The sequence below is a fragment of the Acinetobacter sp. XH1741 genome, assembly GCF_041021895.1.
In the GTDB taxonomy this organism is placed as follows: domain Bacteria; phylum Pseudomonadota; class Gammaproteobacteria; order Pseudomonadales; family Moraxellaceae; genus Acinetobacter.
The window spans coordinates 2825342-2837622 of sequence record NZ_CP157428.1 but is presented as its reverse complement, the minus strand read 5'-3'; the positions used below and the strand labels follow the sequence as shown (position 1 = coordinate 2837622).

Below are 12281 nucleotides of genomic sequence, written 5' to 3'. Positions count from 1 at the left end.
TTTTCTTATATTTTTTATTAAAGTTACTGATCTGAAATCACGATCAGTAACTTTTTACTAAATGTCTTTTTAAATTTGCCCAATCAATAAGCACGTTGCGATAACGACCATCAAACCACCCGAAAAACGGCCAACTATCTGAGCTGCCTGTGGTCTGGTTTTTAAAATAGCTTCTGAACCATAACCTACCATTAAGTAAATAATCGCGCAGCTAATCATGTGAACAACACCAAAGGCAAGAATTTGTGTCGTCACGGACCATGAAGCGGTAGTGTCAATAAATTGAGGAAGCAGCGCTAAAAAAAGTAAAAAAACTTTTGGGTTTAAGCCACTTACATACACACCTTTAGTTGCCCATCTTAACCGTGATTGTGCTTTTTCAGAATCGGACTGATTCGGAGTAGGTGGGGTAATGAGTAAATTTATTCCCATCCATAACAAATAAGCCGAACCCGCAACCGTTAGAATCATGAGTGCAGTTGGATGATTTGCTACAAGTAAACCGACACCAGCCGCTACCAATAAAATCGTAATAAAGTGCCCAAATAGCATACCTGCAACAGCAGGTACGACGACTTTACCTTTAATACCTGCCGAAATGGCATAGGCCCAGTCTGCCCCTGGCGTAATAATAAAAAGAATGGAGACACTCCAAAATGCAATAAAAATGTTAAAAGCCATATGCTTATCTCGGCAAACTATTTTCCAAAGGTTTCACTCGTGGTTTAGAAAAAAAACCTATTTATTCGAGCTTGTTGAAAATAATATGCTCATGTATTTAGAATGTGCTTTTAAATGTTTGCTCATATCACACATATTTGGGGTAAATTTTTCTAAATGGATCGCACAGATAAAAAGATTCTTGCTGAATTGCAATTAAATGGCCGATTATCTATCACTGAGTTGGCAGAAAAAGTCGGTTTGAGCATTTCACCTTGTCATAGACGAGTGAAGGCTTTAGAAGAGTCGGGAGCCATCAAAGGTTATCGGGCAGAACTCGACCCAAACTTAGTGGGATTTGAATTTTCAGCGATTGTTTTTATTACGCTTAAAGAAGGTGATAAACAGGCAGTCGAGAAGTTTGAAAATGCTGTAATTGATATCCCGCAAATTATTCAAGCGCAGCGCTTGTTTGGTGAGCCAGATTATTTGCTACATGTGGTGGCTAAAGATTTACCTGCTTTTCAGCGTTTGTATGATGAAAAATTATCTGCTATTCCAAGTGTGCAACGACTCATCTCAACCATTGTGATGAAAGATGTGGTGCCTGAGCGTTTATTTCCGATCGGCTAAGAATCAGCAAATATAAAAAAAGAAGCTTTAAAGCTTCTTTTTTAGTATCGAGAGTATTTAAGCATCGAGTGTTTTACACAAAGAACAGATCGTGCCGTTATGTTTGTGAGAGAACATAATATCTGGACGCTCATAGCCTTGCTCACATACGCGGCAGTGGTAAACCGTTGCAACTGGGGTGCCTTCAGCATCGTAACGTGGTTCTTTAATGCCGTCATCGTGTGACTTGATGTAGTATTTTCCTTTGGTTAATAAGCCCATGACTGGAGTTAAGACAAAAGCAAGCACAAGTGCGATAAGCGGTGAGTAAGGCGCCAAGAAGCTACCAAGTAAACCGAAGAATGCTGCAATTGATAAGCCTGCTGATACAAGGAATGCAACCATACCAACAGGGTTTACGTTGTAGAGCATATCACGGCGGTATTCTGGTTCTTTCGGTGAAAGTTTTAAAACATATTTGTTGATTGAAATATCTGTTGCGACAACTACAACCCATGCAATCGCAAAGTTTGAATAGAACCCTAAGATTTTACCCAATACCGCAAACATGTTGCCTTCCATTAAAGCAAGTGCAATTGCCAAGTTCACCATCACAAAGACAATCCGACCCGGATAATGTTTGCTAATACGTGTGTAGGCACTTGTCCATGCAAGGGAACCAGAGTAAGCATTGGTCACATTAATTTTAATTTGAGAAATAACCACCAAAATCACTGCAAGTGTTAAAGCAGCCCATCCCGGAAGCATGTCATGAAACGCTGCATTAAACTGTTGAACAGGTTCAGTACTGTTTACACCCGGTATTTTAGTAAGTAAATAGAAACCTAAAAATGCCCCGATAATTTGTTTGATTGCCCCTAAAATCACCCAACCCGGACCCGCTGAAATAACGGCTGCCCACCATGCTTTGCTGTTTTCTTTTGTTTTAGCAGGCATGAAACGCAAGTAATCAATTTGTTCACCAATTTGCATAATTAGCGATAAACAAATACCCGCACCTAACATGATTGCTGCCATGTCTATGGTTGCAAAACCTTCTTTACCTGTAAAAGTAGCAAACTGGCTAACTAAGGTAGGCTCTTGGTAAATTAGATAAGCCACAGGACCAATCATCAGAACGAGCCAAAGTGGAGTGGTCCAAACTTGTAATTTACTTAAAGCTTTCATGCCGTAAATGACGAGTGGAATAACCATAATGGTCGAGATGAGATAGCCGGCCCAAAGCGGAATACCTAAACCAAGCAATAACCCTTGCGCCATGATTGAACCTTCAAGGGCAAAGAAAATAAATGTGAAACTGGCGAAAATGATACTGGTCAGAACCGAACCGATATAACCGAAACCTGCACCGCGGGTAATCAAGTCAAGGTCAATGTTATAGCGCGCTGCGTAGTAGGCCAAAGGAATGCCTGTTAAGAAGATAATAATCGCTGCAAATAAAATGGAGAAAACAGCATTAGTTGTTCCGTAAGACATACCAATACTGGCACCAATAGAAAAGTCAGCAAGATAGGCAATACCACCAAGAGCAGTAATAGCGACAACTTTGGGACTCCAGCGCCGAAAGCTGTGTGGAGCATAACGTAAAGTATAATCTTCTAAGGTTTCATTCACTGCTTTTTGTGAATCTGTACCTTGCACAGTGTCCAGATTTGGATGTTCAGATACACTCATAACATCAATCTCCCAATCATTTTCGGTCAATCAACACAAATATTGATCATTGTTTTTTGATGGTTTTGAGTGTGTGATTTTTGGGAAAAATTGAAAATACGTTATTTTGCGTATATGTGCGTATTTGAAAAAAACGCCATGATAAATGACTTTTGGCATAAGGATTGCTGGGTTTAATGCAGCCACATCCAAAACATGAGTGTTATGCCAGATTCTTCACGCCCCCAACAAGCGCCACAACGTGTGATCAAAACACGCCGTGAATATAATATTTGGGTGGCAGATGAAAGTATCGAAGATTATGCACTGCGCTATGCACCGACCTCAGTACGTAAGTGGTCACCTTGGACCGTTACCAATACCGCAATTTCGACCGTTAGCTTTCTGGCGATGGAAGCCATTGGGGCGACGATGCTTTGGCAGTATGGCTTTAGCAATGCAGTCTGGGCAGCAATTGTGGTATGTACCATCATATTTTTAACCAGTTGGCCGATTAGTTACTACGCTGCAAAATATAATGTAGACGTCGATTTGCTTACTCGTGGTGCAGGTTTTGGCTACATTGGCTCGACCATTACATCTCTAATTTATGCCAGCTTTACCTTTATTTTGCTTGCGTTTGAAGCCGCCATTATGGCAATGGCACTTGAGCTTGCTTTAGGTATCCCGCAAGTTATTGGTTACTTAATTTCTGCCTTAGTAATTTTGCCTTTAGTGGTCAAAGGCATTGGTTTTATTAATAAAGTTCAGGCAATCACTCAGCCAATCTGGCTTTTATTGCTGTTATTGCCGTGGTTTTTTGTACTTTGGAAACAGCCACAAATTTTAAGTAGTAGTCTGCATTTTGTTGGTGCGGTTTCGAACTCAACCGATTTTAATCTGTATTACTTTGGTGCGGCGTGCACTCTTATTTTTTCGTTTGTGATCCAAATTGGTGAGCAAGCCGACTATTTACGTTTTTTACCCCAACAAGAAAAAAATAGAACCGCATGGCGTTTTGCCGTTTTTTTAGGTGGCCCATCTTGGATTATTTTTGGATTTCTAAAAGTTTTGATGGGCATGCTGCTGATGGTTTTGGCTTTTCAGCTGTTTATTCCAGTCTCTGAACTAGACAATCCGACATATCTGTATTGGGTTGCCTATCGGCAATTTATTCCAAACCCTCAGCTTGCCTTAATCTTGACTCTAGCACTGGTTTGCTTGGCGCAAATTAAAATTAATATGACCAATGCCTACGCTGGTTCACTGGCATGGTCAAACTTTTTTGCCCGCTTGACTCATAGCCATCCGGGACGAATTGTCTGGCTTCTTTTTAACGTTTTTATTGCCATTGTTTTGATGGAAATGGGAATTAGCCATGCAGTTGAACGCATTTTGGGACTATATAGCAATATCGCTTTGGCATGGATTGGCGCCGTTGTTGCCGATTTAATTATTTGTAAGCCTTTAGGTTTAAGCCCAAAGGGAATTGAATTTCGCCGTGCTTATTTATATGACATTAACCCCGTAGGTGTGGGCGCATTACTGATTGCCTCAGTGTTATCGATGCTGAGTTATTTGGGCTTTTTCGGACTCATGGCGAAAGGCTTGGCGAGTTTTATTGCTTTAGGGAGTGCAGTGTTATGTGTTCCTATCATTGCTTACTTAACCAAAGGCAAATATTACATCGCACGTCAGCCTGAAAAAATTCAGGCAACCTCAGTTGCAAACTGTGTGGTGTGTGAACGGGACTATGAACTTGCCGATATGGCGGGCTGCCCAGCCTATAACGGTACGATTTGCTCGTTATGCTGTTCACTTGAAGCACGCTGCCACGATTTATGTAAACCCGATGCACGCTGGTCAGTACAACTCAAAAAAGCCATTTGGCACTATTTACCAGAACGTTGGGCGAGCCGTTTAAATAGCAGGGTCAGTTTGTATCTATTGTTGACTCTAGGGCTTTCTATTGTTTTGGCAGTGAGTTTAAGTCTGGTTTATATCCAAGAAAAAACCTATTTAGAAACAATTAATGCGGCAGCCGTTCCTCAACTATTTACACTGTTTATCAAAATTTACACCATCTTATTTTTATTAATGAGTGTTGCTGCATGGTGGTTAGTGTTAAACGATGAAAGCCGCCGTAATGCCGAAATTGAGACACACCAACAAACAGCATTATTGATTGATGAAATTGCTGCCCATGAAGTCACTTCAAAAGACCTGCAAGATGCCAGAATTTCAGCAGAACGGGCAAATGATGCAAAAAGTCGTTATGTCATTGGTATTAGCCACGAACTACGAACACCTCTAAATAGTATTTTGGGCTATAGCCAATTACTTCAAAAACAAGAACAGCTTTCAGAACAAGGCAAAATGGCGCTCGGGGTGATTAGCCGCAGTGGACAGCATCTGACTTCATTGATTGATGGTTTACTAGATTTAGCACGAATTGAAACAGGCAAAATTTCTTTAAACGTAGTGGATGTTCATTTTCCCAATTTTATTGAACAGATTATTCAAATGTTTCAGCCTCAGTTTGAACAGAAGAATTTACAGTTTATTTATGAAATTGGAGAGAACCTACCGCACTATGTGCGTACCGACAAAAAACGCTTAGAACAGGTACTCATCAATTTACTGGGCAATGCTTTAAAGTTTACGACCAGCGGTACAATTACTTTGAAAGTTGAGTATCGTTTTCAAACGGCTTATTTTGAAATTAGAGATACGGGCTGTGGTATTGCAGAAGCAGATTTAGAGCGAATATTTAATCCATTTGAACGGGGCAGCAATGTAGTGCAAGGTGGATTTACCGGAACAGGACTCGGACTACCGATTGTCAAATTGTTGGTCGATTTACTTGGTGGTCAACTATCTGTGACTAGTCAGCTCAATCAAGGTTCACAGTTTAAGATTAAGTTTTACTTACCTTCAAAAGAAGTAGTTCATCCGATTTCTAATGTTTACTCTAACCAGATTACAGGCTATCAAGGTGAGCGTAAACGAATTTTGGTTGTCGATAATGAAGCGGTGGATCGAGGCTTAGTCGCTAATTTTCTAAAACCTTTAGGATTTATGATTGAAGAAGCCGAGTCAGGCATTGACTGTTTAAGACGAGTACCTATTTTTCAACCTAACCTGATTTTGATGGATTTAAATATGCCTATGATGGGCGGTTGGGAAACTGCGCGATTATTGCGTCAGAATAATATTACCAATGTGCCGATCTTAATTATTTCAGCCAATGCAGGCGAGCGTGAAGTCAATCCACAAGATGCCGTCTTAAGTGAAGACTTTATGCTAAAACCAATCGATCTCAATTTATTGCTCAGTAAAATTGGAGATAAGTTAGGCTTGGTGTGGATTGATTCTAAATCAGATGTACACCTTGAAAATAATGAAGTTCAAGCACTGGATATAAATGTGTTTAAGCAAGAGGAAATCCTTGTTCATGAACCAATTAAACAAACTGAAAATAATGATCTGCTCGATTTACCGCAAAGCTTGCAACAGTTAAATGATTTGATTGGACAGGGTTATATTCGAGGAATTCAACAGACTTTAACGCAATGCCGTCAAAGTTTTCCGGAGCATGATGAGTTATGGGAGCAGCTTGAACAGGCTATTCAAAAGTTTGATTTAAAACACGCCCAACGATTAATTCAGGATAAGCAATGAGTACGCAACATGTTTCTTTTCAGCAAGCTTCGCCAAACGAGCAGGCTGTTATTCTGATTGTGGATGACGTGCCTGAAAATTTAGGCTTGCTACATGAAAGTCTAGATCAGGCAGGTTATCGCGTACTTGTCACAACCGATGGGTTGAGTGCTATTGAAATAGCACACCGATGCTTACCTGATATGATTTTGCTTGATGGCAATATGCCACATATGGATGGTTTTGAAAGTTGTATACAGCTTAAAGCGAGTCCAATTACGCAGTTTATTCCCGTCATTTTTATGACAGGCTTGTCGGAAACAGAACATATAGTGCGTGGTTTTCAGGTGGGTGGGGTGGATTATGTGACCAAACCCCTGAATATTGAAGAAGTACTGGCAAGAGTGAAAACGCATTTGGCACATGCCAAATTATTGCAACAACAAAAACAGGTGATTGATGCAACGGAAACAGCCATTCTCGCGCTAGATGTTCACGGTAAAATTGTGTGGAAAACTCAAAAAGCCAGTGATTTACTGAATCAATATTTATCTGAATTAGAGGGTTTTGAAGCAGGTTTAAAAGCTTGGTTTTCAGACTTGGAACATGAAAAAGACCCCAAAAAATTAACCAGCTGTTCTTATTCAACACCATCTCAGCAATTACAGCTTTTATTGCTCACGCCGTGGGAGACTAACCCAAGTGTGGCAAAAAACTATCTGATACAGATTAAGACTTCTACACCTGCCTTAGAAATGGCTGATATTTTGAAATATTGTCCGCAGTTGACTCAACGTGAGGCAGAAGTCATGCACTGGTTGTTGTTAGGGAAAACCAATAAAGATATTGCCGAAATCTTGGAGCTGAGTCCACGGACGGTAAATAAGCATTTAGAGCATGTGTTTGAAAAACTTTGCGTTGAAAATCGAACTGCTGCTGTGGCGCACATTAATAGTTTGGTGCAAGAGTTTCATTAACTTAATTAAAAGGCTAGAGGCCCTTAGAGAGCCTCTATCATTTTTCTTACTTCAAGTTTTGTTTAAAGAAACTGGTTAATTTATTAAATGGAATGAGATCGACCCGATCATATAAATCGACATGTCCAGCACCTTTAACGTAGTAAAGTTCTTTAGGTTGGCCTGCGAGTTTATAAGCTTCTTCACTAAACTCCTTTGAATGAGCCTGATCACCTGTAATAAACAACATCGGACGTGGTGAAATCGTTTCAATGTCGTTAAATGGATAGAAGTTTAAAAATTTGACATTACTTGTGAGCGTTGGGTGAGTTGTAAGCTCTCTCGATGAGCCTTTAGGCGTATATTCTCCGCGTGGAGTGCGATAAAAGTCGTAAAATTCGCGTTGAATAGGGTGTGTATCTGCTGTTAGCTCATGCGTAGTTCCGCTGGTATATTTGATTTCACCACCTTTAAATTCAACATAACGCTGTGCAGCGGCTTCTGCAATAATTTGCTTTCTTTGCTCTAGGGTTTGTGAGTGACGTAAGCCATTGCGGTTTGCTGCACCCATGTCGTACATACTTACAGTGGCAATAGCTTTTAAACGCGGATCAATTTTTGCTGCACTAATGACAAAGCTCCCGCTTCCACAAATACCGAGTACACCAATATTATTAGGGTCAATGAAAGATTGTGTTCCCAAATAATCTACAGCGGCACTAAACGCTTCTGCATAAATGTCTGGTGCAACCACATTTCTTGGTTGGCCCGCGCTTTCACCCCAAAATGATTGATCAATTGCTAAGGTCACAAAACCTTGTTCAGCCAGTTTTTGTGCATAAAGCATAGAGCTTTGTTCTTTTACAGCCCCCATAGGGTGACCAATTACAATTGCAGAGGCTTTAGTCTTTTTATTCAAATTTTGGGGAATAACCAGATTGCCGACAATATCCATATTGTATTGATTTTTAAAAGTCACCTTTTGAATAGTCACTTGCTGACTTTGATAGAAGTTATTTGCACCATTAGACATATCGGCCGCCATAGCAGAAGTTGAAGAAAATAGACCAATAGTTGCTGCACAAATTGCAGCCGCTGTATGGGTTTTTAGCTTTTTAAACAAGGGAGATGTACTCATAAATACCTCAATTTAAACAATGTGAATGGGTGAATAGCTACATGCTTATTTGATTTGAGAAATTGAAATTTTGATCGGTTGGTTTTGCTTGAATGCTTGGGGAATAGCATCTAGTTTTCCAAGAAAAATGAGACCATTGGCGTAACCAACATGTGAATCTTTATAGAAAAAAGCCAGATTGCCCCAAGGAGCATAATAGGTAAGATCACCCGCTTTTCCGGCATATCCATGAGGCGCGTTTTGTGTAATTAGCTTGTTGGGTAGATCAGCTATTTTTTCAGTAGAGTCATAATCTTTGATATCCTTTGTTGATTTTTACCTTGAGGCTTTATTGCATAAGAGGCGGAAGTAATTGAGAACAAAATACATAGGCTGACTAAGCCTCTAAAAAACTTATAATTAGCCATATCAACTCACCTCACTTCTTTAAGAAAAAAGCATATAAGTGCAATGAAGCTATTTATTCTTTAACGTAAAGATATGAGTGTGATTCATTAATTTTTTACAATAATAAAATGACTCATAATAATCGCCTCAGTTTATTTAAATCTTCATGTTTACTGCTTGATATGGATTTTAACGAATCTTCTTTTTAATAATTAGTCTAAAAAACAAACATGGACTTATGAGTAATATTCATGAATAGTTTTATACTCTATAATGATATTGAACCTTGAACAGAGATAAAAGCAGATGATAAATAAAGAAAACTATAATGATCTTTATGCCTTTCTCATGGTGGCTCGAGAGGGCAGTTTTACTAAGGCTGCTGGGAAAATGGGAATTTCACAATCTGCCCTAAGCCATACCATTCGAGGTTTAGAAGAACGTTTGGGAATGTTGCTCCTGACCAGAACCACACGTAGTGTTTCACCTACAGCAGCAGGCGAAAGGTTGAAACAAACGATTAGTGCCAGCTTCGATCAGATTGATAATGAATTATCCCTTTTAACTTCATTTCGAGACCAACCCGCTGGTACAGTTCGGATTAATGCCAGTAGCCATGCAATACGGGAAGTGCTGATTCCCAAACTTAAAAAGATTGCTGGTGAATATCCAGATGTGCAAGTTGAACTAACTGCCAATAGTGGGATGGTCGATATTGTTGCTGAGCGGTTTGATGCAGGGGTTCGTTTTGGAAGCCGTGTAGCTGATGGCATGATTGCGGTACGTATTAGCCCAGATGTCAAAATGGTGGTGATAGCAACTCAGGCATATTTTGAAAAATATGGAATTCCACAATCGCCTAAAGATTTAGTAAGTCATCAATGTATTGGCTTTCGTTTAACGACTCAAGGCAGTGTTTACGCATGGGAATTTGTCAAAGATGGTCAAGAGTCAAAAATCAAAATTCAAGGACAATGGATATTTAATGAAAGCTACGATATTGTTGAAGCTGTTAGAGCTGGATTTGGACTTGCTTATATTCCCGAAGATTTGATTCGAGAAGATATAAAAGAGGGAAATCTGATTCAAGTTTTGGAAGAGTACAGTATCCAGTTTCCCGGATACCATTTGTACTATCCACATCGAAGACAACTTTCACCTGCGTTACGGTTGGTTATTGATGTGCTACGTGAATAGCATTTCGCCATGTGAGAAAAGCAGTAATTGCGCCTAATAGCAAAATCGTTGCGCTCATATAGAACGTGGTGCTATAGCCATGTGAGTCATATAATAATCCGCCTATAGTTGCGCCTAGAGTAATTGCAAATTGAATAATCGCAACCATCAAACCACCGCCAATTTCGGCATCTTGATGTAGTGTCTGGGCAAGCCATGTGTTCCATGCAACAGGTGCTGACGTTCCAATAAAGCCCCATAAACCCATCAATATTGCAATGAACCATAAATTCTCACCACCTAGCACAAAAGCTCCAGCAATTGCTGCCATGATCAATGGAATAAGAATCAGATAACGATAAACATGTTGGTGGAGGATTAAACTAATTACAAATGTACCGATTAAACCTGCTAAACCCAAGATTAATAATAAAATAGATAACATGCTTGCATTGACATGAGTAACAGTTTCTAGAAATGGGCGTAAATAGGTAAATAGTGCAAATTGGCCCATAAACAGCAATAAAATTCCTGTCATCCCATAAAGTACAATTGGGCGTTTTAGTAAACCAAATGGGTTTTTCGATTTCTCGGCCGACAAGATTGCTGGAAGAGAGGGCATACTTTTAAATTGCCAAATAAGTGCAACAATCGCGATAGGAACAATACAAAAAAAAGCGCCACGCCATCCAATAATTGAACCTAAAAAACTGCCTAATGGTGCTGCAATGGTTGTCGCTAAGGCATTTCCGCCATTTAATAACCCGAGTGCTTTAGGTACTGAAAGCGGAGGAACGAGTCGCATGACAATTGATGTCGACATCGCCCAAAAACCGCCAATAACTACGCCTAAGATTGCACGACCCAACATAAACAAAGCCGCAGAATGGGCAAATGTAATGACTATGCCAGAAACAATCATCAGTAGGGTGAGTAATAAAATGATATGACGTCGATCCCTTGCCTTAAATACACGGCTAATTGTTAGACTGGTCATCACGGCGAAAATACCTGAAATTGCGATAGCTTGCCCCACTTGGCCCTCACTCATGTTTAAATCTGCAGAAATGGGAGTGAGTAAACTTACAGGCATGAACTCAGATGCAATTAATACTGCGCAGCAGAGCGACATTACAAATACTGCACCCCATGCAGGTGTTGTATTCTCATGTTTGCTTGGCTCAGTTTGATGAAAAGAAGACATAAAATTTCCCATCTCAAAACCATTTAATTTTCATAAATGAAATGAATAAAATCCGGTCGCAGAGCTTAACAGCAATGATTTGAAAGGATTAGACGCAGAATTACGAATAGAATTATGAGTTTTATGCATGAATTGTATTTAAAAAGCATACAGACTCACTGCTAAAAACAGGCTATTTTTTTACAGTTAAATTTGTTCTTATAGATAAAGATTATACAAAGTCATTTCTAAATAAATATGAGTTGTAATACGAGGAATTCATTGTGAATATTCAACAAAAAGATGATACAAAACACGGCAGCTTTAGCTTACTTGATGGTGAAACCGTTGCAGGTGAAATGACTTATACATGGGCAGGCGAAAGCATGCTGATTATTGATTCGACAGATGTGAATGAAAATTATCGCGGACAAGGGGTAGGTCGACAATTACTGGATGCTTTGGTAGCTTTTGTTCGTGAAAAAGACGTAAAAGTAATTCCACTTTGCCCATATGCAAAATCAGTTTTTGATAAAGACCCAAGTATTGGTGATGTACTTAGAAAATAAGCAATAAATTGAAAATCATTTAATAAAAATCGGGCCGTGGTGTCCGATTTTTTTATTAGTTTTATTATTCATCTTTGTTTTAGTGAATATGTTTTAAGCAGTTGTCTTCAACTGAGTTAACAGTTTTCGTTTACCAAATCGAATTTATCAAACTTATAGAAAAGCTTATCTAATAAAAATAGTTTTAGACCAATTGGGAAAAAAATAAACTCGTTACACAAATATTTAATGGCTGACGAAAGCTAAATATTTATAACGTTTTAATA

10 protein-coding genes and 1 pseudogene are annotated in these 12281 nt (G+C 39.3%); 5 read left to right on the top strand and 6 right to left on the bottom strand.

Annotated features, from left to right (window positions below; genetic code table 11):
* Positions 1 to 69: 69 nt before the first annotated feature.
* The gene (locus ABLB96_RS13525; RefSeq protein WP_348897067.1) at positions 70 to 681 is read right to left on the bottom strand and encodes a LysE family translocator; all 612 of its coding nucleotides are present in this window, start codon (positions 679 to 681) and stop codon (positions 70 to 72) included.
* Between the two features lie 156 nt (positions 682 to 837).
* On the opposite strand from ABLB96_RS13525, the gene ABLB96_RS13520 reads away from it, so the two are divergent.
* Positions 838 to 1293: an Lrp/AsnC family transcriptional regulator gene (locus tag ABLB96_RS13520; protein ID WP_000376211.1), complete on the top strand. Its 456-nt coding sequence runs from the start codon at positions 838 to 840 to the stop codon at positions 1291 to 1293.
* A gap of 57 nt (positions 1294 to 1350) precedes the next feature.
* Here the strand turns inward: ABLB96_RS13520 and ABLB96_RS13515 are convergent, their stop codons facing one another.
* Complete coding sequence (locus tag ABLB96_RS13515; RefSeq protein WP_348897066.1) at positions 1351 to 2967, bottom strand: allantoin permease; 1617 nt, start codon at positions 2965 to 2967, stop codon at positions 1351 to 1353.
* A gap of 195 nt (positions 2968 to 3162) precedes the next feature.
* Here ABLB96_RS13515 and ABLB96_RS13510 point away from each other — a divergent pair, with 195 nt between their 5' ends.
* Entirely contained in the window at positions 3163 to 6627 is a 3465-nt protein-coding gene (locus ABLB96_RS13510) for an ATP-binding protein (protein ID WP_348897065.1), read from the top strand.
* Positions 6624 to 7583: a response regulator transcription factor gene (locus ABLB96_RS13505; RefSeq protein ID WP_348897064.1), complete on the top strand. Its 960-nt coding sequence runs from the start codon at positions 6624 to 6626 to the stop codon at positions 7581 to 7583. The genes ABLB96_RS13510 and ABLB96_RS13505 overlap by 4 nt, the downstream gene beginning before the upstream one ends.
* A gap of 46 nt (positions 7584 to 7629) precedes the next feature.
* Here ABLB96_RS13505 and ABLB96_RS13500 read toward each other — a convergent pair whose 3' ends face one another.
* Both ABLB96_RS13500 and ABLB96_RS13495 read right to left on the bottom strand, forming a co-directional pair.
* Complete coding sequence (locus ABLB96_RS13500) at positions 7630 to 8700, bottom strand: alpha/beta hydrolase (RefSeq protein ID WP_348897063.1); 1071 nt, start codon at positions 8698 to 8700, stop codon at positions 7630 to 7632.
* A gap of 45 nt (positions 8701 to 8745) precedes the next feature.
* Positions 8746 to 9107: pseudogene (locus ABLB96_RS13495) on the bottom strand (cyclophilin-like fold protein).
* Positions 9108 to 9393: 286 nt separating this feature from the next.
* Here ABLB96_RS13495 and ABLB96_RS13490 point away from each other — a divergent pair.
* Entirely contained in the window at positions 9394 to 10284 is an 891-nt protein-coding gene (locus tag ABLB96_RS13490) for a LysR family transcriptional regulator (RefSeq protein ID WP_000608482.1), read from the top strand.
* Here the strand turns inward: ABLB96_RS13490 and ABLB96_RS13485 are convergent.
* Positions 10262 to 11467: an MFS transporter gene (locus tag ABLB96_RS13485; protein ID WP_348897062.1), complete on the bottom strand. Its 1206-nt coding sequence runs from the start codon at positions 11465 to 11467 to the stop codon at positions 10262 to 10264. The two genes, ABLB96_RS13490 and ABLB96_RS13485, sit on opposite strands and share 23 nt — an antisense overlap.
* A gap of 263 nt (positions 11468 to 11730) precedes the next feature.
* Here ABLB96_RS13485 and ABLB96_RS13480 point away from each other — a divergent pair, with 263 nt between their 5' ends.
* Complete coding sequence (locus ABLB96_RS13480; RefSeq protein WP_017392947.1) at positions 11731 to 12015, top strand: GNAT family N-acetyltransferase; 285 nt, start codon at positions 11731 to 11733, stop codon at positions 12013 to 12015.
* 116 nt (positions 12016 to 12131) lie between these two features.
* On the opposite strand, the gene ABLB96_RS13475 is transcribed toward ABLB96_RS13480, so the two are convergent.
* Entirely contained in the window at positions 12132 to 12236 is a 105-nt protein-coding gene (locus ABLB96_RS13475; RefSeq protein ID WP_081404484.1) for a hypothetical protein, read from the bottom strand.
* Between the last annotated feature and the right edge of the window lie 45 nt (positions 12237 to 12281).